Origin of the sequence: Vibrio sp. B172a, assembly GCF_030248355.1 — a bacterium.
GTDB lineage: Bacteria > Pseudomonadota > Gammaproteobacteria > Enterobacterales > Vibrionaceae > Vibrio > Vibrio owensii.
Genome location: NZ_JAHGAC010000016.1, coordinates 44,094 through 68,541, shown reverse-complemented (window position 1 = coordinate 68,541; position 24,448 = coordinate 44,094). Strand labels below are relative to the sequence as shown.

Below are 24,448 nucleotides of genomic sequence, written 5' to 3'. Positions count from 1 at the left end.
CAAAAATACCTGTTTATGTAAATAATCAAGGTAAAGGAAGGCAAATTTGCAGCTTAATTTATTTTTTATGCATTTTTATTCTGGAGGTTGTCTTGGGTAAATTAGCACTGTTAGTCCTAGAAGATGGGACAGTGTTCCGCGGTGTTTCCATTGGAGCAGATGGTATTTCCGTTGGTGAAGTTGTTTTTAATACCTCGATGACGGGGTACCAAGAAATTCTCACTGATCCTTCCTATTCTCAACAAATCGTTACTCTTACTTATCCTCACATTGGCAATACCGGAACCAATTCCGAAGACGAAGAATCTTCTTCAATCCACGCACAAGGCCTTGTGATTCGCGATCTCCCTCTTATCGCTTCTAACTTCCGTAATGAACAATCCCTTTCTGATTACCTCAAGTCGCAAAACATCGTCGGCATTGCAGATATCGACACGCGTAAGCTAACTCGTACCCTGCGTGAAAAAGGTGCTCAAAACGGTTGTATCGTAGCTGGTAACAACCTAGACGAAGCTTTGGCACTAGCGAAAGCAAAAGAATTCCCTGGTTTGAAAGGAATGGATCTTGCGAAAGAGGTTACAACAAAAGAAGCGTATCAATGGAAACAAGGTTCGTGGACGCTTGAGGGTGGACTTCCAGAAGCGAAAGACGACAGCGAATTGCCATATCACGTTGTTGCCTACGACTTCGGCGCAAAACGTAACATCCTGCGCATGTTGGTTGACCGAGGCTGCCGCCTAACGGTTGTTCCTGCTGAAACTTCAGCCGAAGAAGTTCTGGCTCTAAACCCAGATGGCGTTTTCCTATCAAACGGCCCTGGTGACCCAGAACCATGTACTTACGCGATTGAAGCGACAAAAGTATTCCTAGAAAAAGGCCTACCAATCTTTGGTATCTGTCTAGGCCACCAAATCCTTGCGCTAGCATCGGGTGCACAAACAGTGAAAATGAAGTTTGGTCACCACGGCGCAAACCACCCAGTAAAAGATTTGGAGCGTAATGTTGTGATGATTACGTCGCAGAACCACGGTTTTGCAGCAGACGAAGCAACACTACCTGAAAATCTACGTGCTACTCACGTATCGCTATTTGATGGCTCTCTACAAGGTATTCACCGCACAGACAAGCCAGCATTTAGCTTCCAAGGTCACCCTGAAGCGAGCCCAGGTCCACACGACGCGGCACCGCTATTTGACCACTTTATCGAACTAATCAAAAAACACAGCGCTTAATTCGGAGTAGTAGATAATGCCAAAACGTACTGACATTCAAAGTATTCTTATTCTTGGTGCTGGTCCGATTGTTATCGGTCAGGCATGTGAGTTTGACTACTCTGGCGCACAAGCGTGTAAAGCACTGCGTGAAGAGGGTTACCGAGTTATCCTAGTGAACTCTAACCCTGCAACCATCATGACTGACCCAGACATGGCGGATGCAACTTACATCGAGCCAATCCAATGGGAAGTGGTTCGCAACATCATCGCGAAAGAAAAGCCGGATGCAGTACTACCTACAATGGGTGGTCAAACTGCATTGAACTGTGCACTAGACCTAGAGAAGTACGGTGTTCTGGAAGAGTTCGGCGTGGAGATGATTGGTGCGACTGCTGACGCAATCGACAAAGCAGAAGACCGTTCTCGTTTCGATAAGGCGATGAAGTCTATCGGCCTTGAGTGTCCACGTGCTGATACTGCAAAAACGATGGAAGAAGCTTACGCTGTACTCGATATGGTTGGCTTCCCTTGTATCATCCGCCCATCATTCACTATGGGTGGTACTGGTGGCGGTATCGCATACAACAAAGAAGAGTTCGAAGAAATCTGTCGTCGTGGTTTGGATCTATCTCCAACCAACGAACTTCTTATCGATGAATCTCTTATCGGTTGGAAAGAGTACGAGATGGAAGTGGTTCGCGACAAAGCGGACAACTGTATCATCGTATGTGCGATTGAAAACTTCGACCCAATGGGCATCCACACGGGTGACTCAATCACGGTTGCACCAGCGCAAACGCTAACAGACAAAGAATACCAGCTAATGCGTAACGCATCTCTAGCAGTACTGCGTGAGATTGGCGTTGAAACTGGTGGTTCTAACGTACAGTTTGGTATCAACCCGAAAGATGGCCGTATGGTTATCATCGAGATGAACCCACGTGTATCTCGCTCTTCTGCTCTAGCGTCAAAAGCAACAGGTTTCCCAATCGCTAAGATTGCAGCGAAACTGGCCGTTGGCTTCACGCTAGACGAACTGATGAACGATATCACTGGCGGCGCTACGCCAGCATCATTCGAACCAACCATCGACTATGTCGTAACTAAGATTCCTCGCTTTAACTTCGAGAAATTTGCAGGTGCTAACGACCGTCTAACGACGCAAATGAAGTCGGTTGGTGAGGTGATGGCAATTGGTCGTAACCAACAAGAATCACTACAAAAAGCACTTCGCGGTCTAGAAGTTGGCGCGACAGGCTTTGACGAGATGGTTGACCTAGATGCGCCAGACGCACTGACGAAAATCCGTCATGAGCTTAAAGAAGCAGGCGCAGAGCGTATTTGGTACATCGCGGATGCATTCCGTGCAGGTATGTCAGTAGATGGCGTATTCAACCTAACGCAAATCGACCGTTGGTTCCTAGTTCAAATCGAAGACATCGTGAAGCTTGAGCAAGAGCTAAAAGCAAAGGGCTTCGCTGGTCTAAACAAAGAAGAACTTAACAAGCTGAAGCGTAAAGGTTTTGCTGATGCGCGCCTATCTAAGATTCTAGGTGTAGCGGAAAGCGAAATCCGTCGTCTACGTGACCAATACGACATTCACCCAGTGTACAAGCGTGTTGATACGTGTGCGGCTGAGTTCTCTTCTGATACGGCTTACATGTACTCATCTTACGATGACGAGTGTGAAGCGAACCCAACAGACAAAGACAAGATCATGATTCTAGGCGGCGGTCCAAACCGTATCGGCCAAGGTATCGAATTTGACTACTGTTGTGTACACGCATCGCTAGCTCTACGTGAAGATGGTTATGAGACTATCATGGTTAACTGTAACCCTGAGACAGTTTCAACAGACTACGACACGTCTGACCGTTTGTACTTCGAACCAGTAACACTGGAAGACGTACTAGCAATCGCTCGCGTTGAGAAGCCAAAAGGCGTTATCGTTCAGTACGGTGGTCAAACACCACTGAAACTGGCTCGTGCACTTGAAGCAGCTGGCGTGCCAATCATCGGTACTAGCCCAGATGCAATCGACCGTGCAGAAGACCGTGAGCGTTTCCAAGTTGCAGTTGACCGTCTAGGTCTTCTACAGCCAGAAAACGCGACAGTAACGACGATGGAGCAAGCGGTAGAGAAATCTCGTGAAATCGGTTACCCACTGGTTGTACGTCCTTCTTACGTACTTGGTGGTCGTGCGATGGAAATCGTATACGACGAGCAAGATCTACGTCGCTACTTCAACGAAGCAGTTAGCGTATCAAACGAATCTCCAGTTCTACTAGATAGCTTCCTAGACGACGCAGTTGAAGTCGATATCGATGCTATCTGTGACGGTGAGCGCGTGGTTATCGGCGGTATCATGGAGCACATCGAGCAAGCGGGTGTTCACTCTGGTGACTCAGCATGTTCTCTTCCTGCATACACGCTAAGCCAAGAAATCCAAGACGTAATGCGCGAGCAAGTTGAAAAGCTGGCGTTTGAGTTGGGTGTTCGTGGTCTGATGAACACGCAGTTTGCGGTTAAGAACAACCAAGTATACCTAATCGAGGTGAACCCTCGTGCAGCGCGTACAGTACCGTTCGTATCTAAAGCGACAGGTGCACCAATCGCTAAGATTGCTGCTCGTGTAATGGCGGGTCAATCGCTTGAAGCTCAAGGCTTTACGAAAGAAATCATCCCACCTTACTACTCAGTGAAAGAAGTTGTACTTCCATTCAACAAGTTCCCTGGTGTTGACCCATTGTTAGGCCCAGAAATGCGCTCTACTGGTGAGGTTATGGGTGTTGGTGCTACGTTTGCAGAAGCTTACGCGAAAGCAGAATTGGGTTGTGGCAACATTTACCCAGAAGGTGGTCGTGCACTACTGTCTGTTCGTGCAGGTGACAAAGAGCGCGTTGTGGACCTAGCGTCTAAGTTGACAAAACTTGGTTACCAGCTAGATGCAACACACGGTACAGCAGTGATTCTTGGCGAAGCGGGTATTAACCCACGTCTAGTAAACAAAGTACACGAAGGTCGTCCTCACATTCTTGACCGTATCAAGAACAACGAGTACACCTACATCGTGAATACTGCCGCTGGTCGTCAAGCGATTGAAGACTCTAAAGTTCTGCGTCGCGGCGCACTGGCTGAGAAAGTGAACTACACGACAACACTAAACGCAGCATTCGCAACTTGTATGGCACACACTGCAGACGCGAAGAGCACAGTAACTTCGGTTCAAGAGCTACACGCAAAAGTGAAAGCTAGCCTAGAAGCGTAATAGATAAAAATCAGTAAGCCTGAAAAATAGGGCTTATATGACAACCTCATTGCCCGCTCATTTGAGCGGGCTTTTTTGTTTAATTAAGCAACTTGTTCTACTTGTTGATATTTTTCATTAGTCTTCGGTGCTCTCTACGACTCTCAGCTAGTTCATAGTAAAAGGTCATGAAGCATTTGTAGGAAGGAGTATTCATCAAATAAAGAGCAAGAATAGGGAGAGCAAGGGCTACCAACCAGAATAGGTCTCCTAATTTTGCTTCTGAAACTCCAAAACATATCGCTATGAAAATCTGTATCGTGGCATTGAAAATATTGATTGGATTTAAGAACTTTAAACCATGAATAATGATCATCCCAAATGGAATCGTTACCAAAAGTGCACCAATACCCATCATTACTACCCAAAAGTAGAATGGACCGTAAGTGGTTGAAATATCGATTAGTTGATCCAGAAAGAAAATATTTAATCCTCCCCCCATTGTTAAAAGCATTATTGCACTTAAAGCTGTGGCGATGCTTTTAGCGGACAGAACGAAGACTTCTTTTTCTCTACTATTCAATGGAAAACTCCTCGTATATACCCACTGCAATAGCACCGACGTTACCGGAGGCTGCACTACCCACGAAACTGATAGTTGCACCAATGGCATCTTTTAGTTGAAGTTGGATGGCATTACTGATCTCTTGTGAAGAGTATCTTCGTTTTACGCTTCCTGAACGTACTAGTTGTTTAAAAGCTTTTGCAGATAAGTTTGGAATGTTTTGCTTCGAAATTTCTTTAGTAAGCCTTGCTCGTTCGTGTCGATTTAAGCCTTTTAAGACTTCACTTAAGCTTTTTCCTGAGCTCTTCTGTAGATTATTTATAGTTTTTATTGTGGCTGTGCCAGAGGCTCCAACGCCGACTAGAGATATGTAATCGAGGGCTTTAGATGTATTTTGATACCAAGCTTGCGAGTCCAGTTCATCTAGCTTGTCAGGAGCAAAACTCTCAGCACCACTCCTGCCTATGCCCACCATGCACTGGACTGTAGAGGCTGCAGCAGCACTGTATCCCAAATAAGTAACGGCAGCACTCGTACCTCCCGAAATTGGAATCGCGCCAACGCTGCCAACGACCACAATCCAACTTAAAGCAGCTGAAGCACAGCTTAAGCTTGCTCCAATAAGCTCAGAAGCTAACTTAGACTCTCTATGCGAAGACTTCAGTTCTTTAGCGTAGCTATCAGCAGACATAGGAGACGTCGGCTCTTTTAAAATAATGCTGATAGGGTTGACGCGACAACTGGAGTTGAACTTTCGAAGAGAGATTATCGTTGAATCGCCTGCGATATAAATAACTCCAGCGCCCGAGGTTTCAGGCCTAGAGTCTATGACTTTGAAAAGCTGTTTTAGATTTACTGTCTGTTCGATTCGAGAGCGTAGCTGTTGCTCTTTTATTGATGGGCGAATACCTAAAGCATCCATTGTTTTCACTTTCTATGAGATTGAATTTACCAGATTAGGCCAGTGTTTTTCTTTCCCATCAAAAAATTGAAATGCTCTTGAGAGTCAATTCTATTGGAAATGTAATTGATACATTTAACGTATCATTTCTTAGAACTTTCTAAATGATGAAAATCTGGAATAGGTTGGTGTCTTGAGTTTCCTTTTGTGCGTTTGCGTGGCAGTGCTATCGTTGTTCCATCTTGGTTACAAATATTTACAAGGGCGCACAAGTGGAAGTTACGTTCGAAATCTTAATTGCATTGTTTTTTGTCGCATCCGCTGCGGGATTTATTGATGCGATGGCTGGTGGCGGTGGTCTCTTGACTCTACCTGCTTTGTTGGCTGCGGGACTAAGCCCGACTCAAGCATTAGCGACCAACAAACTCCAAAGTTCTTTCGGAAGCTTTTCTGCCAGTTGGTACTTTGTTCGTAACGGCATTGTTAGTCTCAAAGAGATGCGCCTAGCGATTCTCTGTACTTTTGTTGGTTCTGCCATTGGTGCTGAGGCCGTACAGTTTATCGATGCCGGTGTACTTACCAGTCTTATCCCTGTGTTGCTGATCGCGATTTCACTCTATTTTTTGCTCTCTTCAACTAATAAAACAGCTGAAGGAGAACCAAAGCTCTCTGAAGCGATGTTTGCTTTATGTGTTGGTGGTGGCGTGGGCTTTTACGATGGCTTTTTTGGTCCAGGTACTGGCTCTATCTTTGCGCTTTGCTTTGTCGCACTTGGTCACTTCTCTTTGGTTGATGCGACCGCTCGTACTAAGATTCTCAACTTCACCTCAAATATCGCAGCTCTGCTGTTCTTTATTCTTGCTGGTTTGCCTGTGTGGGAAATCGGTCTGACCATGGCTGTAGGTGGCTTTATTGGTGCTCAACTTGGTGCCAAAGTTGTTGTCACTAAAGGTCAAAAATGGATTCGACCTTTAGTGATTACCATGTCTATGTTGATGGCGACAAAACTTCTTTGGCAACAACATCACCAATGGTTTCTATCACTGTTTTAACTCTTGGTGACTGGTACACGTTTTGCCTAACGCAGATATGAATCGGTCGAATTAAAGATGTCAGTTGTTCGAACATAAAGCAGTTATGGTCAGGGATCTTTAACGCTCTAACGATCGATAATGGGATTAATGCAGGTGCTGCTCCTCCCAGTGCAAGTTGTGCTGCCGCTGTGTAGGCATCCATTTCCATCAATGGTTTGATACCTATTTTCTCTAATGCTGGCAGTTGGTAGCTATTGGAAGGATTGGTTAAATCATTTGTAATGACTTTTTTCGGAAGCTCATTCAGTGGCTTATCACTAACGAGGAAGAAAGGTTCATCACATAAGTGGAAAGCCATTAAGCCGTGATGTGGTGGAAGCAAACCAGCACAAAGCCCAATGGTTGCTTTACCGGATTGAACTCGCTCAACGATTCTAGGGCTGTGGTTGGTGGTTATGGTTAAGTACTGATCTTGCTTGAGGTAATCACCAATGGTTTTTCCAAGATAACCTGCAATAAGAGACTTTGAACTATCGAGGGTGATTAATGATGTGTCCTCTAGCTCTTGCTGTTCATAGATAAGGCCACGTAACTCGTTAAAAGATGGGCCAATATTCTCGATCAAAGCCATGCCATCAGGTGTGAGTTTGATGGTTCTCCCTGACGGTTCTACTAGCTTCTTTCCTAGTTTTTTCTCTAAGTTCGCGATACGTTTACTCACTGCAGATTGGCTGATATACAGCAAACTCCCAGTGCGACTCATGGTTTTCGCTTTACTTAAAACTAATAGTGTTTCGATGCCTTCCAGTAACATGTCTATCCATGAATGTTGGGAATAATAGGCCTAATATAGCCAAGCTTGAGATGAGAAGCGACAGGTGATTTTACAAACAAAAAGAGCCGACGTTTCAGTCGGCTCTTTTGCGTAAATTGATTCGTATCGATCAACGATTGATAGCAAAGGTTGGCAGTGACAAGTGCCAGCGAATCGCACCAAGGCGAATAATTAAAGTTGAGATGACACCTGCGAGTAGGGCGACTGAATGGTCGTGCCCCATACTCAATGCAGTTGTATGGAAAATTCCGCCAATGATACATGCGGTCGCATAGACTTCACTTCGCAGTACCATGGGTACCTCGCGAGCCAGCACATCACGAATAATACCGCCACCACAGCCAGTAATGACGCCCATGATAACAGCCACCATGCCTGATGCATTGTAGGCTAGGGCTTTCTCGACACCGATACCGACGAATACCGCCAAGCCAATAGCATCGCACACAGGAAGCACCCACCAGGGCAAGCGCTTAGGGCGACGAATGAGAATCATCGTGAGCAAACAAGTGATGAAAATTACCCAAAGATAAGTGGTGTCAGTGATCCAGAAGACCGGGGTTGCGCCAAGCGCCATATCACGAATAGTGCCGCCGCCAATAGCTGTCACACTACCGAGTACGATCACACCGAAAGGATCCATCTTTAATCGGCCTGCGAGTAAAACGCCAGAAACCGCAAAGACAGCAGTACCGAATAAATCGATCATATAAAGCAGCATGGAGTCCATGTTACTTGGTACCTTTTAAACAAATTGTGGGGGAACAGAAATGGGACGGAAATTGTACGGGATTTCCAACGAAAACGTTAGCGTTTTTGCCGAACGGTTTCAAAGTGTTCACACACCTCTGTGATCGCGTTTAAGGTTCTTGGGGTTGGGCGGTTGATCCAATCTGAATTGAGTGACCAAACGTGGTCGTTTTTTAACGCAGGGATGTCGTTTTTCCATTCAGCCCACATGCCATCATTACTCATGGCATGGCGAGAGGTAAACAGGACTTCGGGTTGGCGAGTAATCACTTGCTCGATGCTGACTTGTGGGTAAGGGGCACTGCCTTTAGCAAAGATATTCTCGCCACCACAGAAGTTGAAGACTTCACTTGGCCAGTTCTTACCCGCAACGGTGATGACCGGTTTCTCACTTAATTGATAGAAGTAACTGACTTTATCCTCGGTATTGTATTTTTCTTTTAATGCTTCCAACTGCGCCCGGAATTCTGCGGCGGCTTTTTGCCCAACTTCTGGCTTCTCACTGTACTGGCTAAGTTGCTCAATGTTTGTAGCGATGTCTTCTAACGTTCCAGTGGTTGAGTAATAAATAGGAATGCCAAACTGCTTGAGCTTTTCAAGTTCTTTGGCTGGATTACCTGCAGGCCAAGCGATAACTAAATCGGGTTGAAGGGCAATGATGCGCTCTAACTTGATGCCTTGATAGTTTGATACTTTCTCTAAATCTTTAGCTTGCTCGGGGTAGTCACTCATCTCGCTGACCGCAATCAGCTTGTCACCAAGACCTGCAGCATAGGCGATTTCTGTTGAGTGTGGTGCCAAGCTGATGACGCGTTGAGCTGGTTCATTGGCAAAAGAAGCGGCAGAGAAGATAAGAGGAAGAGCAAAGCAAAGTTTGTTCATCATAGTCCTTGATAAATGAGTCCGAGAATCAGGCTTTGGATAACGATCCAAGCAAAAATACGCCATACAATGAGGGTTTGGATTTGTGCCAAATGAATAGCAGATGGTGCTATACGACCACCAATTTTCGCTCGTTCAGCTCGTTGACCTTGGTACAGCGCTGGGCCGCCAAGTGACAATTGAAGCTTGTTACCAATTGAGCACAACAACCAAGCTGGCCCTGGAAGTGGCCAAGACTTCGCTTGTTGAAGCATGGCAGTCGAAACACTCGATAGGTTTTTACCCATGCTAATGAACACGGCAAATAAGCGCAAAGGAACAATCTCCAATGCAGCCGTTAGCTGAATAACAGGCTTACCAAAAGGTGAATACTGGCGGCGACTTGGGGACCAAGCACGAGCGAGCTCTGCCGTTAGGCGATACATTAACGCGCCAATTCCACCAGTCAATCCATACCAGAACAACACGCACACAACATTACGTCCGTAACCCATGATGATGGTCTCTGCGCCTGCTTTACCAATGCCAAGCAGTGATAAGCTCTCGGTATCTCGGTTAAGGTAAGGTTTTAGTAGTGCTCGGCACTGCACTTTGTTCTCATTCGACATTGCAGTGACGAGTTGTTTCGCAAGTGATTCGTTGTTTCGCCAGTCAAGAGCAATAAGCAGTAATGCCAGCTCAAATAAGGGCGCTTGCCAAACTAAAGGTTTCATCGCGAGCAGTAATATCAAGCACGGTACAAGCATAAGAAGCAGTGCGAGTCCGCCAGAGAGAATGCTTTGTGAGTAGTTGTGGTTGTTATTAACTTTGTTCGCCAGTTGTTCTGCGAATTTATGCCACAAAGTCACAGGATGAGCAGCGTGAGGAATAGGGATTAATAAGTGGAATAGTAATGCGCCCCACATGACGAGGAGCGCACCATTGGCATAGAGCTGTTGAAATATTTCTTCCATGAAATTTTGGGGACTTACTTAGTCAGTTCCAACATTTTGCATACCATTTCTGAAGAGCTTTTCGCTGCTAGCGGTAGGAACTCTTCGAAGCTCATTGGTGATTCTTTGTCTGCTACGTCAGAGATAGCACGAACAACAACAAACGGTGTGTTGAATTGGTGGCAAGTTTGAGCGATAGCAGATGCTTCCATTTCTACAGCGATAACTGAAGGGAAGTGTTTACGGATAAACTCTTGGCGTTCTGCTGTGCAAACAAACGCATCACCAGTACAGATCAGGCCGCGAACTGCGTGAGTGTTTTCCATTTGAGCCAGTGCTTTTTCAGCAAGGTCCATTAACTTCTCATCCGCTTTGAATGCTGCTGGTTGACCTGCCATTTGACCCATTTCGTAGCCAAACGCAGTTACGTCTGCATCGTGGTGACGAACTTCTGTTGAGATTACAACGTCGCCTAGGTTTAGGCTTGAATCGAAGCCACCCGCAGAGCCAGTGTTGATAACCACATCTGGTTGGTACTCGTCTAGCAGAATAGTTGTGCCTACTGCAGCCGCTACTTTACCGATGCCAGATTGAAGCAGTACCACATCAACGTCGTTAATCTGACCAGAGAAAAACGTACAACCTGCTTTGCTTACTGTTTGGCAGTTTGTCATTGCTTCTTTCAGGATGGTGACTTCTTGTTCCATCGCACCGATGATACCAACTTTCATAACACTCTCTTTCGATAAAAATTTAAGTTGGCGAGAGTATACCACTCTGCACCAATATGTGGTCGTTATTTGATTAACTCAGCATTCGCCAACAGTGAACGTAATTGTTCAGCACGCTTACGGTTCACGCCAAAGTCTGAATAGCCAACGCGAGATTCAGAACGAACAATAAGCTGGTCGCCTTCGATCTTAAGCTCTAAATCGTCCACAAAGCGCATTATTTTGGATGTGCATTCGATACGTAGGTAATTACCTTCTTTCACCGCTTTTTTCGCCCCCGGCAGTTCAAGCGCCACTTGCTCAATTGCATCGATGTTGGTGGATTCGGTTAGGGTGAATGGTGTTAGGTTGTATTCTTCACGCGTGTCTTGGGTGGAGACACAGTTTGGTTTGTCACCACAAGGTGATTGAGAACGATCAGTCATGGTTGTGACTCCTTGGCTACAAGCGGTTAAGCCGAGCAAAGTAATGGAAAGGAGAGCGGCTTTTTTCATTGGTTTTATCCCTTATCTTAGGAATTTAATTATATGTAATAAAAGAAAAAAGGATCCAATAGTAGGATCCTTTTTGAGACGTTAACAGTAATTAAACTTCAAGGTAATCGAGAATACCTTCTGCGGCTTTTCGACCTTCATCAATCGCGGTCACGACCAGATCTGAGCCTCGTACCGCATCGCCACCAGCAAAGATCTTTTTGTTGCTAGTCTGGAATTGGAACTCTTGTTTCGCAGGAGCTTTGATACGGCCCCATTGGTCCAACTCGACATCAAACGGCGCCAACCAATCCATTTTGTGTGGTTGGAAGCCAAACGCCATGATAACGACGTCTGCTGGTAGAACGTGCTCGCTGCCTTCTACTGGTTCTGGACGGCGACGACCCGCTTCATCAGGCTCACCAAGGGCAGTTTTCACCACTTTGACCCCTGAGACTTTGCCTGACGCATCCACTTCAATTCCTAAAGGCTGAAGGTTGAACATGAACTTCACGCCTTCTTCCTTAGCGTTTTTCACCTCGCGGCGAGAGCCTGGCATATTGGCTTCATCACGACGGTAAGCACATACAACGTTTGATGCGCCTTGGCGGATAGAGGTACGAACACAGTCCATTGCGGTATCACCACCACCGAGTACCACTACGCGTTGTTTTGCCATGTCGATAAAAGGTTTGTCGTGCTCCAAGCCCATGACCTTATACGTATTTGAAATCAAGAATGGCAGAGCATCGTAAACGCCCGGCGCACCCTCATTTTCTAGTCCCGCGCGCATGTACTTGTAAGTACCAACACCCAAAAAGACGGCATCGTACTCATCAAGTAGCTCTTGCATCTGCACATCTTTACCTACTTCGACATTCATCTGGAACTCTACGCCCATCTCGGTGAAGACGCGACGGCGGTTTTCCATCACGCCTTTTTCAAGCTTGAACGAAGGGATACCGAAGGTCAGTAGGCCTCCAATTTCAGGGTAGCGGTCAAATACGACAGGTTTCACACCATTTCGCACTAGGATATCGGCAGCAGCCAAGCCAGCTGGGCCTGCACCAATGATGGCAACCTTTTTATCGGTCCATTCCACCTTAGACATGTCAGGTTTCCAGCCCATTTCGAAGGCTTTGTCGGTAATGTATTTTTCAACGTTACCTATGGTGACAGCGCCAAAGTCCTCATTGAGAGTACAAGAGCCTTCACACAGACGATCTTGTGGACATACTCGGCCACAAACTTCAGGCAAGCTGTTAGTTTGGTGCGATAGCTCAACGGCCTCAAGGATACGACCTTCATTGGCTAACTTTAGCCATTGAGGAATGTAGTTGTGGACTGGGCACTTCCATTCACAATATGGGTTACCACAATCCAAGCAGCGATCCGCCTGCGCAGTCGCTTGTTGCTTGGTAAACGGTTCATAGATTTCAACGAATTCGATCTTACGAACTTTGATAGGCTTCTTCGCAGGGTCTACGCGTTGAACATCGATAAATTGATAAACGTTCTGACTCATGATTCAAACATCCTCCATGATTACTGGGCTTGAACGCGCAGTTCTGCGGTACTGCGACTCTGGTGACCAAGTAGCGTGCGCAAGTCCGCCGCTTGTGGTTTCACCAAGTAGAACTTTGGAATCCATTCATCAAAGTTCGCCAATATATCTTCTGCGTGGCTAGAGCCGGTTTCTTCAAGGTGCTCGGCAATCAGACCACGTAAGTGCTCTTGGTGGATGTAGAGATCCGACAGAGAAATCGCTTCAACCGATTCGTTGTTCACGCGACCTTGGAAGTCTTGATTCTCATCCAATACGTAAGCAAAACCGCCAGTCATGCCTGCGCCAAAGTTCACGCCTGTCGCGCCAAGAATGGCAACAATACCGCCTGTCATGTACTCACAAGCGTTGTCGCCAGCGCCTTCAATAACGGCAATCGTACCTGAGTTACGTACGCCGAAACGTTCACCGGCTTTACCTGCCGCAAATAGTTTACCGCCGGTCGCACCGTACAGGCAGGTGTTACCAATGATGGTCGCTTCATTACACTTAAATGCAGTGCCAAGGTGAGGTTTGATAACCACCTTACCGCCAGCCATGCCTTTACCTACGTAGTCGTTGGCATCACCAGTGAGGTAAAGCTCTACGCCCCCTGCGTTCCAAACGCCAAATGACTGGCCAGCAGTGCCATCCAAATGCAGTTTGATTGGCGTTGCCGCCATGCCTTGGTTGCCGTAGCGCTGAGCGATTTCACCTGATAGGCGAGCACCCACAGATCGGTCGGTGTTGATCACGTTGTAGAAGAAGCTAGCAGATTGACGTTTTTCAACCGCTTGTAGTGCGTCTTCGATAATCTTGTTGTTTAGCTCTGCTTTATCAAATGGTGTGTTTGGCTGCGTCCAGTAAAGAGGGTGTCCTTCTGGAGAGATTGGTGCTTCAAGGATATTCGACAAATCCAGCTTGGTTTGTTTTGCTGTCATACCTTCAACGGTTTCCAACAAATCGGTACGACCAATCAAGTCAGTTAGTTTTTCAACACCAAGTTCAGAGAGTAATCCGCGCACTTCGTCAGCCAGACCAATGAAATAGTTCATCACCATTTCTGGTAGACCTTTGAAGTACTCTTTACGTAGTGTCTCATCTTGAGTTGCAACGCCAGTCGCACAGTTGTTGAGGTGACAAATACGTAGGAACTTACAACCCATTGCCACCATCGGCGCAGTACCAAAACCGAAGCTTTCTGCACCGAGAATCGCCGCTTTCACCACGTCTAGGCCAGTCTTTAGACCGCCATCTACTTGCAGGCGAATCTTATGACGTAGACCATTAGCAACCAGTGCTTGTTGGGTTTCTGCCAGTCCCAATTCCCAAGGACTACCTGCGTATTTCACTGAGGTTAATGGGCTTGCTGCGGTACCGCCGTCGTAACCCGAGATGGTAATGAGATCAGCGTAAGCTTTCGCTACACCTGTTGCGATGGTGCCGACGCCTGGTTCAGAAACTAACTTCACCGAAACCAATGCGTTTGGATTGACTTGTTTTAGGTCGAAGATCAGCTGGGCTAAATCTTCAATCGAATAAATATCGTGGTGTGGAGGAGGGGAGATCAGAGTTACCCCCTGTACCGAATAACGCAGTTTTGCAATTTCTGCGGTGACTTTGTGTCCCGGTAACTGACCACCTTCGCCCGGCTTCGCACCCTGTGCGACCTTGATCTGCAGTACGTCAGCATTGGTTAGGTAGTGAGGGGTAACACCAAATCGCCCGGAAGCAATCTGCTTGATGCGCGAGTTACGCTCTGTACCGAAGCGACGAGGATCTTCACCGCCTTCACCTGAGTTGGAGTAACCACCAAGACGGTTCATCGCTGTTGCAAGTGCTTCGTGCGCTTCTGGACTAAGTGCGCCAATGGACATCGCCGCAGAATCAAAGCGTTTGAAGAGCTCAGTGCTAGGCTCAATTTGCTCTAAAGGTAGCGGTGAGTCTGATTTTTTCAGCGCCATTAAGTCACGCAGCATGGCAACAGGGCGTTGGTTCACCTGCTTAGCAAAGCTCTGATAATCGTTACTTTCGCCTGATTTAACCGCAGTTTGCAGTGTGCCAACCACGTCTGGGTTGTAGGCGTGATATTCACCACCGTGGACATATTTCAATAAACCACCATGCTCGATGGCCTTACGTTTTGCCCAAGCTTTACGAGAAAGGTTGTACAAATCTTGTTGGAAGTCGTCGAAGTTCGCGCCTTCAATACGAGTTGTAACACCTTTAAAGCACAAATCGACCACTTCTTGGCTCAAGCCAACCGCTTCAAACAGTTGCGAGCAGCGGTAAGAGGCGATGGTAGAAATACCCATTTTCGACATGATCTTGTACAGACCCTTGTTGATGCCGTATTGGTAGTTTTGCATCACATCGCGATAGTCTTTTTCTAGCGCTTTATCATCAATCAGCTTACCTAGTGCTTCATAAGCAAGGTATGGATAAACCGCAGTAGCACCAAAGCCAAGCAAGACAGCAAATTGGTGTGGGTCACGAGCTGTTGCGGTCTCAACAACAATGTTGGCATCACAACGTAAGTTGGCATCGATCAAGCAAGTTTGAACCGCACCGACTGCCATTGCTGCAGGAATTGGCAGTTTGCCTTTGACTAAAGCGCGATCTGAAAGCACGACTAGAACTGTGCCTTCACGTACGACCTGTTCTGCTTGTTCACACAGATCATCAATGGCTTGTTTGAGATCTTTCTGTTGTGGATCGTAGTTGATATCGAGAATGGTATTACGGTAGTGATCGTCACCAAGTTCAAGCAATTGCTGCATGTCTGAGTAAAGTAATACTGGCGAATCGAAGGTCACTCGGTAGGCGTGGCCATCGGTTTCACAGAAGACGTTCATCTCCTGACCAATACTGGTAGCCAGTGACATAACGTGTTTTTCACGCAATGGATCGATTGGCGGGTTGGTTACCTGAGCAAACTTTTGGCGGAAGTAATCAGTTACCAAGCGCTCTTTCGAGGACAGAACCGCCATCGGGGTGTCATCACCCATGGAGCCGACCGCTTCTTGTCCCATATCACCAAGGACACGCAGTACTTGATCGACTTCTTCATTACTCATGGCGAATTGCTTTTGATAAGTCTTAAGCAAGTCTTCATCAAAGCTGCGCTCACCCACTTGATCTTCAGGTAGTTGAGCAAAAGGTGTGAGTTTGCGAACGTTGTTTTCCATCCATTCGCGGTAAGGGTGGCGAGATTTCAGATCGTTATCGATCTCGCTAGACTGCCAAAGCTTACCTTTACGAGTATCGACAACCAGCAGTTCACCCGGACCAACACGGCCTTTCTCGGCAACTTCATCGGGAGCGTAATCCCAAATCCCTACTTCTGATGCTAGGGTGATAAATTTGTCTTTAGTAATCACATAACGTGCAGGGCGCAAACCATTACGATCTAGGTTACAGGCAGCGTAACGGCCATCGGACAGTACGATACCTGCCGGACCATCCCATGGCTCCATGTGCTTGGAGTTGAAGTCGTAAAACGCTCGCAGATCCGGGTCCATGTCTGGATGGTTTTGCCATGCAGGTGGCACAAGCATGCGCATGGCTCGGAAGATATCCATACCGCCAGAAAGGAATAGATCCAACATATTATCTAAGCTGGAAGAATCTGAACCTGTCTCGTTCACAAACGGTGCTGCGGTTTGTAGGTCTGGCAGCAGTGGTGACGAGAACTTGTAAGCTCGCGCTCGTGCCCATTGGCGGTTCCCTTCAATGGTGTTGATCTCACCATTATGAGCAAGGTAACGGAACGGCTGAGCTAATGGCCAACGCGGTTGAGTATTGGTAGAAAAACGCTGGTGGAACAGGCAGATAGCTGATTCCATGCGTAGATCAGCAAGATCAAGATAGAAGCGCGGTAAGTCCGCAGGCATGCACAAGCCTTTGTACACCAAAACTTGTGTCGACAAGCTACAGATGTAGAAATCAGGATCTTCAGTAATTTGTTTCTCGATGCGACGGCGTGCGATGTAGAGACGACGCTCAATGTCACGCTCGCGCCAACCTGCCGGAGCAGAGATAAAGACTTGTTGAATGTCTGGAAGTGAATCGGCGGCGATTGGGCCGAGTACTTCTGAATTGGTCGGTACTTCACGCCACCCTGCCACCGTCAGAGTCTCTTGTGCGAGCTCTTTGTTGATGATGTCTTTGGCGAGTTGAGCTTTCACCGGGTCTTGGTTGAAGAAAATCATTCCTATGGCGTATTGCTTGCCAAGGTTGAAGCCATTTTCTTCAGCGATAAGGCGTAAATAGGAATCGGGCTTTTGTAAAAGAAGACCACAACCATCACCGGTTTTACCATCGGCGGCGATACCACCACGGTGGGTCATGCGGTCAAGTGCAGAAATTGCTGTACGTACCAGCTTGTGACTTTGCTCGCCTTCCATGTGCGCGATCAAGCCAAATCCACAGTTGTCTTTCTCAAGACTTGGATCATAAAGAGCCATTGCAATTCTCCCTTTGCTTATCTGTCATCCCGACAGATATATCAACACTGCTCAAGTTGATAATGATGACTAACTATGCGTCACTTTCTAAGTTTTATGTATATCTATTCAATAAAATTCGTCAAATATATTAACAAAAATTGTGTGTTTTATTTTCACCAACTTCACAAGCTATAGCTTATTGTAAAAAAGGTCAAGTTATTAGTGAATCATCGCGTGAATATGCGATTTACCATTTAATTGGCTGAAATAGTTCAAGAAAAACAGTGAGATAGAAAAGTGATTGTTACAAAAAAGTAACATTTGATTCTGGCGGGAATAAAAAAGACCAGCACAAAATGCTGGTCAAAATAAAAAGATAGGAAGGAACTGTTTTCTTTCTTGACGACCAGCCATCGATAGTACTGATGGCTGGGTTTATGCCTCGAAAAGAGGAAGTGAGCGCACTCCCTTTAAGCAGAAAGCATCAGTGAATCTGCTTTTGCTTCTAGGTTTGTGCCACCCATTAGATAATCATCGATAGCACGGGCACATTCGCGGCCTTCATTGATACAACGAACCACCAAAGATTGGCCTGTTCGCATATCACCAGCAGCAAATACACCTTCTTGGTTAGTAGCAAAACCTTGAGTTGCTACGTTACCGCGGTCATCTAGCGCGATATCCAGTTGAGCAAGTACGCCTGTTGGTTCAGGGTGTAGGAAGCCCATCGCTAGAAATGCCATATCACATGGAATCACACGTTCGCTGCCTTCTACTTCTTTGAAGCTTGGACGCTCGCCTGGTTTCGCATCTTGCCAAACGATATCAGCTAAACGAAGGCCTGTAACTTCACCTTTGTCATTGCCGATGAACTCTTTGGTTAGGATGTTCCAGTGACGATCAACACCTTCTTCATGAGACGTCGAAGTACGCAGGATCATTGGGTACTGTGGCCATGGCATATTGGCAGGGCGTTTCTCTGGTGGAATCGGCATGATTTCAACCTGAGTGATGCTTGCTGCGCCATGTCGGTTTGAGGTACCTACACAGTCAGAACCCGTATCACCACCACCGATAACGACAACATGTTTACCCGCGGCGTGAAGTTCTTCACCTTTAAGATCCATGTCGTTGGCACGGCGGTTGTTTTGACCTAGGAATTCCATTGCGAAGTGAACGCCTTTTAGTTCACGACCCGGAACTGGCAAATCACGAGGAACGGTTGAACCACCAGTCAGTAGAACCACATCGAACTCTTGACGCAGCTGCTGAGCATTCACATCAACACCAACATGTTGGTTAACTTTGAATTCAATACCCGCTTCTGCCATCAGGTTGATCTTACGATCAATCACGTCCATACCCAGTTTGAAATCTGGGATACCAAAACGCAGCAGACCGCCTACTTTCTCGTCTCGCTCGAATACCGTCACAGTATGACCGGCGCTGTTTAGCTGCTCAGCAGCCGCAAGGCCAGCAGGGCCCGAACCGATGATCGCAACGGTTTTGCCAGTGCGAGAGCGTGGTGTTTTTGGCTTGGCGTACCCTTCACGATACGCCGTTTCTACGATGGTTTTCTCGATATTACAGATAGTGATTGGATCTTGGTTGATGCCAAGTACACAAGCACTTTCACACGGAGCAGGGCAAACACGACCAGTGAACTCTGGGAAGTTATTGGTTGAGCTTAGAATGTTCCATGCTTCTTCCCAGCTATCACGATAAACCGCATCGTTAAACTCTGGGATGATGTTACCGATAGGGCAGCCGTTATGACAAAACGGCACACCACAATCCATACAACGAGAAGCCTGAGTATTGATCTTGTCACCAAACTCCTCGTTCAGAACGAACTCTTTGTTGTTCTTGATGCGTTCAGCTGGGTCGATCTTTTGTGGTAGTTCACGACCATGCTCTAAAAATCCAGTAGGCTTACCCATTATACGGCCTCCACTTGAGTTTCGTTTCCTTGAGACTGTGCTTCAGCTTTACGCTTTTGAAGAACCGCTTTGTAGTCACGCGGCATTACCTTAACCATAGAGGCTAGGCTTGCTTCAAAGTTGTCTAGGAAAGACTGAGCGACTTCACTTCCTGTGAATTGAACATGCTTAGTTAGCATGTCGAGTAATAGATCTCTGTCTTCTTGCTCGATTGGATCTAGGTCTACTAGCTCTGGGTTCAGTTTGGACTCAAAGTCACCTGATTTATCCCATACGTAAGCCACGCCGCCACTCATACCTGCGGCAAAGTTACGACCTGTTGAACCAAGGATAATGGCTGCACCGCCCGTCATGTATTCACAACCGTGGTCACCGACGCCTTCTACTACGACTTTCGCACCTGAGTTACGAACACAGAAACGTTCACCAGCCATACCGCGAATGAAAGACTCACCCGAAGTGGCACCGTAGAAACACACGTTACCAACCACGATGTTGTCTTCCGCGACAATGCTTGATTTCGCATCTGGGTAAAGTACTAAGGTGCCGCCAGATAAGCCTTTACCCCAGTAGTCGTTCGCGTCGCCTTCCACTTCGAACTTCACGCCCTTAGCGAGGAATGCACCGAATGACTGACCCGCAGAACCTTTGAACTTCACGTTCATTGGCTGAGGTAAACCTGCATCTTTGTACACTTTCGAGATTTCGTTCGACAACATGGTACCTGCAGAGCGGTCCGTGTTGACGATAGGGAACTCGGCATTTACCGCTTCGCCTTTCTCGAGTGCCGGGATAGCTGCTTGAATCAGCTTGCGGTCTAGTACTTCTTCTAGGTTGTGGTTCTGCTGAGCTTGGTTGAATACGCCATCGGCTTCGCGTGGCTGTTCAACGTGGAGAACAGGAGACAGATCTAGGTTCTTGTATTTCCAGTGAGAAACGTCTTGGCGAATCTTCAGCTTCTGACCTTGACCGACCATCTCATCGATAGTGCGGAAGCCAAGTTCAGCCATGATTTCGCGTAGACCTTGTGCCATGTATTGGAAGAAGGTTACGACGTCTTCTACGCGACCATCAAAGCGCTCACGAAGTGTCTTGTTTTGAGTCGCGATACCGACAGGACAGGTGTTCTTATGACACTTACGCATCATGATACAACCTTCAACCACCAATGCTGCGGTTGCCACGCCCCATTCTTCTGCACCAAGTAGTGTTGCCACTGCAAGGTCGCGAGGTGTCTTCATCTGACCATCCGCTTGAACCACGATACGGTTACGTAGACCGTTCTTCAGTAGCGTTTGGTGCGTTTCTGCCAAGCCAAGTTCCCAAGGAAGACCGGTATGACGGATTGAAGACATTGGGGATGCACCTGTACCACCGTCGAAACCTGCGATAAGTACAACGTCCGCTTTCGCTTTCGCTACACCAGAAGCGATCGTACCTACGCCAGCTTCCGATACCAGTTTCACGTTTACACGTCCTGCGCGGTTCGCATTCTTCAAGTCGTAGATCAGCTGAGCCAAATCTTCGATTGAGTAGATATCGTGGTGTGGCGGTGGCGAGATAAGACCGACGCCCGGAGTTGAGTGACGTGTTGCACCGATCCAGTCGTCTACTTTATCGCCTGGTAGCTGACCACCTTCACCTGGTTTCGCACCTTGAGCCATTTTGATTTGCAGCTCTTCAGCGTTAGTTAGGTAGTAAGAGGTTACGCCGAAACGACCAGAAGCCACCTGCTTGATTGCAGAGCGTTCCCAATCGCCGTTCTCTTTGCGCTCGAAACGCATAGGGTCTTCACCACCTTCACCAGAGTTCGATTTCGCGCCAAGACGGTTCATCGCAACAGCTAGTGTGGAGTGTGCTTCGTAAGAAATAGAACCGAATGACATTGCACCCGTCGCGAAGCGTTTCACGATGCTTTCAATTGGCTCGACTTCGTCGATAGAGATAGAACCTGCTGGATTCTTAATAAACTCAAGTTGGCTACGCAGAGTTACCGCGTTGTCACCTTGTTTATCTACTGCTGTCGCGTACTGCTTGAACTGATCGTAGTTCTTGTTGCGTGTAGACTCTTGCAGTAGAGAAATGGTTTCTGGGTTGAATAGGTGCTTCTCACCACGCTGTTTCCATTGGTAAACACCACCAACATCCAGCATTTGAATTGGAATTTCGCGTTGTGGGTAACCGATGCGGTGACGGATCAGCACTTCTTTGGCGATATCATCAAGGGTTAGACCTTGGATACGAGAAACTGTACCTGTGAAGTATTTGTCGACCACTGATTTGTGGATGCCCAAGGCTTCGAAGATTTGCGCGCCGTGGTATGACTGTAGCGTAGAGATACCCATCTTCGAGAAGATCTTCAGAAGACCGCCATTGATCGCTTTACGATAGTTGTTGAACAGATCGCGAGGGTTCGCTTCTGGATCCAACTTCTTAGTACGTTGAAGCTCAATGATGGTTTCAATCACTAGGTATGGGTTAACTGCATTCGCACCGTAACCAAGTAGCGTTGCAAAGTGGTGTGTTTCACGCGCATCACCGGTTTCAACCACGATGTCACATTTCGCACGTAGACCTTTGCGGATCAAGTGGTGGTGCACTGCGCCAACTGCCAGCATTGCTGGGATCGCCGCGTGGTTTGAATTTACTGCACGGTCAGTTAATAGGATGATTGAGTAACCATCGATAACCGCGTCTTCTGCGTATTGGCAGATACGTTTTAGTGCACGCTCAAGCTTGCCTTGATCTTCATTAGCTTGGAACACGATATCCAGCGTCTTCGCTTGTAGGTGCTCGTTATCGATCGCACGCAATTTCTCAAGCTCAGAGTTCGCTAGAACAGGCGATTCCAATTCAACTTTCTGACAGTGAAGTGGTGTTTCAGTCAGAAGGTTTTGGTCTTTACCCAAGTAAGTGTTCAGTGACATAACCATACGCTCACGGATCGGGTCGATCGGTGGGTTGGTTACCTGTGCGAACAGTTGTTTGAAGTAGTTTGAAAGATGCTGAGATTGATGAGATAGAACCGCAAGAGGCCAATCGGCACCCATTGCTGACAATGGTTCTTTTGCGTCATTCGCCATTGGAACGATGATTTCGTTCACTTCTTCAGTGCTCACACCGAAAGCTTGCTGACGGTGCAACAAACGCTCTGGAGAAGGTTGGCTGAACTGGTTGCTCGCATCTGGCAGCTTCTTCAAGCTCAGTAGGTTTTCTTCTACCCACTTCTCGTAAGGCTGTGCCGTTGCGATGGTGTCTTTCACTTCTTCATCTGAGATGATGCGACCTTGCTCTAGGTCTGCAACGAAGATACGACCTGGTTGTAGACGACCGCGGAACTCTACGTTCTCTGGTTCAATATCCACAACACCAGATTCAGATGCCATCACTAGGAAGTTGTCTTTGGTTACTGTGTAGCGAGAAGGGCGCAAACCGTTACGGTCGAGTGTCGCACCAACTTGAACACCATCAGTAAAACATACTGAAGCTGGACCATCCCATGGTTCCATGATGTTTGCGTGGTACTGATAGAACGCGCGACGCTTAGGATCCATGTTTTTGTTTTCTTGCCATGCTTCCGGGATCATCATCATCAATGCGTGTGGCAGGCTGCGACCAGAAAGAACTAGGAGCTCAAGTGCCATGTCAAAGTTAGATGAATCCGAGCTGCCTTCCTGACAGATTGGAAGAAGCATGTCGATTTCAGCCTGAGTAAACAGGTCTGATTCTAGGATTGCTTCACGGGCTTTCATCCAGTTCAAGTTACCGCGAACTGTATTGATCTCACCGTTGTGGGCAATGTAACGGAAAGGCTGTGCAAGACGCCATTTCGGGAAGGTATTGGTAGAGAAACGAGAGTGTACCAGTGCTAGTGCAGTCACCATGGTCGGGTTTTGCAGATCAAGGAAGTACTGAGGTACTTGCTCGGTCGTTAACTGACCTTTGTACACCAATGTCTTGTAAGACATGGAGTTAATGTAGAAGTCGTCACCAATGTTCGAAACGCTTTCTAGGCAAACACGTACAGTGTAGTTACGAAGTACGTACAGTTTGCGCTCTAGCTCTTCAGGTGTGATGCCAGGGCCACCAGAGATAAACACATGCTCAAACTGAGGTTCTGTGCTTAGTGGGTCTGCACCGATCATCGAATTATCGGTTGGCAATACACGGTAGCCGATAACTTCAAGATCTAGACGCTGTGCGTTACGTTCTAGAATGTCACGACATTGTTCGCGTTTGTATTCGTCTTTCGGGAAAAGAACGACACCAACACCATACTTTTCAAACGAAGGCAATTTGATGCCTAACTTAACGGCTTCTTCTAATAGGAATTCATGAGGTTTTTGTAGCAAGATACCCGCACCGTCACCGCTGCATGGGTCACAACCTTGACCACCACGGTGTTCCATGCGAGCCAGCATATCCAATGCTTGAGTCACTACTTCATGAGATTTACGGTTTTTAAGGTGAGCAACAAAACCGATACCACAAGCGTCATGCTCCAGCTCCGGAGTGTACAGACCCTGTGAATTTTGCTCTCTATCTACCATAGATACATCCTTCCAGTTCAATGTCGACGCAAGAATCCCGGACAGATCTCGACTGCCTTAGGTGCGCTCTTTGCGTCTTGTCCTTTATATTTATGATTCGCCACTGGCCGAGGTTGACCAGTCTTGATTCCTTTCCGTATCTCGCAGGAAAAATTTTGCGAGAAAAACAATCCTTGGTGATATCCCTTTATTTATTGCCACAATTTAGTGACTTATATAGGTGGGAGCGGGGTATCGCCGACAATTCCCGCAGTTGATGTTGTAATAAAAGTCACAAAAACGACGGGGTTGTGTAAGTATCCTACAATTTTGTGACTTGAGAATGCAACGAAAAGTCGCTTTTGTGACCCAATTTTTTCGTTTAAATATTCACTTTTTGTTTAACATTTGCGCAACATTGCAG

At 46.9% G+C, this 24,448-nt stretch carries 15 protein-coding genes; 3 read left to right on the top strand and 12 right to left on the bottom strand.

Features of this window, described 5'->3' with window-relative positions:
- Nucleotides 1-92 precede the first annotated feature (92 nt).
- Nucleotides 93-1,232 carry a glutamine-hydrolyzing carbamoyl-phosphate synthase small subunit gene (gene carA / locus KIT90_RS16590; RefSeq protein ID WP_285377619.1) on the top strand — a complete coding sequence of 380 codons (1,140 nt, stop codon included), beginning with the start codon at nucleotides 93-95 and terminating at the stop codon, nucleotides 1,230-1,232.
- 16 nt (nucleotides 1,233-1,248) lie between these two features.
- Complete coding sequence (gene carB / locus KIT90_RS16585) at nucleotides 1,249-4,482, top strand: carbamoyl-phosphate synthase large subunit (protein WP_038893971.1); 3,234 nt, start codon at nucleotides 1,249-1,251, stop codon at nucleotides 4,480-4,482.
- A 97-nt stretch (nucleotides 4,483-4,579) separates the two neighbouring features.
- Here the strand turns inward: carB and KIT90_RS16580 are convergent, their stop codons facing one another.
- Together KIT90_RS16580 and KIT90_RS16575 are read right to left on the bottom strand one after the other, a co-directional pair.
- Complete coding sequence (locus tag KIT90_RS16580; protein WP_285377616.1) at nucleotides 4,580-5,044, bottom strand: hypothetical protein; 465 nt, start codon at nucleotides 5,042-5,044, stop codon at nucleotides 4,580-4,582.
- The gene (locus KIT90_RS16575; RefSeq protein ID WP_285377614.1) at nucleotides 5,037-5,948 is read right to left on the bottom strand and encodes a hypothetical protein; all 912 of its coding nucleotides are present in this window, start codon (nucleotides 5,946-5,948) and stop codon (nucleotides 5,037-5,039) included. The genes KIT90_RS16580 and KIT90_RS16575 overlap by 8 nt, the downstream gene beginning before the upstream one ends.
- 251 nt (nucleotides 5,949-6,199) lie before the next feature.
- Here KIT90_RS16575 and KIT90_RS16570 point away from each other — a divergent pair, with 251 nt between their 5' ends.
- Nucleotides 6,200-6,979 (top strand): TSUP family transporter, encoded by a 780-nt coding sequence (locus KIT90_RS16570; RefSeq protein WP_285377612.1) that lies wholly within the window; start codon nucleotides 6,200-6,202, stop codon nucleotides 6,977-6,979.
- Here the strand turns inward: KIT90_RS16570 and KIT90_RS16565 are convergent.
- The 10 genes from KIT90_RS16565 to gltB (KIT90_RS16520) form a co-directional block, all read right to left on the bottom strand.
- Nucleotides 6,915-7,775 carry a LysR family transcriptional regulator gene (locus KIT90_RS16565; RefSeq protein WP_061007760.1) on the bottom strand — a complete coding sequence of 287 codons (861 nt, stop codon included), beginning with the start codon at nucleotides 7,773-7,775 and terminating at the stop codon, nucleotides 6,915-6,917. The genes KIT90_RS16570 and KIT90_RS16565 overlap by 65 nt on opposite strands.
- Before the next feature lie 130 nt (nucleotides 7,776-7,905).
- Nucleotides 7,906-8,526 (bottom strand): TRIC cation channel family protein, encoded by a 621-nt coding sequence (locus tag KIT90_RS16560; RefSeq protein ID WP_005425397.1) that lies wholly within the window; start codon nucleotides 8,524-8,526, stop codon nucleotides 7,906-7,908.
- 77 nt (nucleotides 8,527-8,603) lie between these two features.
- The gene (gene btuF / locus KIT90_RS16555; protein ID WP_285377640.1) at nucleotides 8,604-9,428 is read right to left on the bottom strand and encodes a vitamin B12 ABC transporter substrate-binding protein BtuF; all 825 of its coding nucleotides are present in this window, start codon (nucleotides 9,426-9,428) and stop codon (nucleotides 8,604-8,606) included.
- The gene (locus KIT90_RS16550; protein WP_103413587.1) at nucleotides 9,428-10,381 is read right to left on the bottom strand and encodes a cobalamin biosynthesis family protein; all 954 of its coding nucleotides are present in this window, start codon (nucleotides 10,379-10,381) and stop codon (nucleotides 9,428-9,430) included. Before KIT90_RS16550 ends, btuF begins: the two co-directional genes overlap by 1 nt.
- Before the next feature lie 14 nt (nucleotides 10,382-10,395).
- Entirely contained in the window at nucleotides 10,396-11,091 is a 696-nt protein-coding gene (mtnN, locus tag KIT90_RS16545; RefSeq protein WP_005436177.1) for a 5'-methylthioadenosine/S-adenosylhomocysteine nucleosidase, read from the bottom strand.
- A 65-nt stretch (nucleotides 11,092-11,156) separates the two neighbouring features.
- Nucleotides 11,157-11,585 (bottom strand): DUF1499 domain-containing protein, encoded by a 429-nt coding sequence (locus KIT90_RS16540; RefSeq protein WP_285377608.1) that lies wholly within the window; start codon nucleotides 11,583-11,585, stop codon nucleotides 11,157-11,159.
- Between the two features lie 91 nt (nucleotides 11,586-11,676).
- Nucleotides 11,677-13,089, bottom strand: a complete 1,413-nt coding sequence (locus tag KIT90_RS16535; protein WP_020194019.1) for an FAD-dependent oxidoreductase — start codon at nucleotides 13,087-13,089, stop codon at nucleotides 11,677-11,679.
- 20 nt (nucleotides 13,090-13,109) lie between these two features.
- Nucleotides 13,110-17,573 carry a glutamate synthase large subunit gene (gene gltB, locus KIT90_RS16530; RefSeq protein ID WP_285377606.1) on the bottom strand — a complete coding sequence of 1,488 codons (4,464 nt, stop codon included), beginning with the start codon at nucleotides 17,571-17,573 and terminating at the stop codon, nucleotides 13,110-13,112.
- Nucleotides 17,574-18,025: 452 nt separating this feature from the next.
- Nucleotides 18,026-19,495 carry a glutamate synthase subunit beta gene (locus tag KIT90_RS16525; RefSeq protein WP_009703022.1) on the bottom strand — a complete coding sequence of 490 codons (1,470 nt, stop codon included), beginning with the start codon at nucleotides 19,493-19,495 and terminating at the stop codon, nucleotides 18,026-18,028.
- Nucleotides 19,495-24,045 carry a glutamate synthase large subunit gene (gene gltB, locus KIT90_RS16520; protein ID WP_005425388.1) on the bottom strand — a complete coding sequence of 1,517 codons (4,551 nt, stop codon included), beginning with the start codon at nucleotides 24,043-24,045 and terminating at the stop codon, nucleotides 19,495-19,497. Before gltB (KIT90_RS16520) ends, KIT90_RS16525 begins: the two co-directional genes overlap by 1 nt.
- Nucleotides 24,046-24,448: the final 403 nt, after the last annotated feature.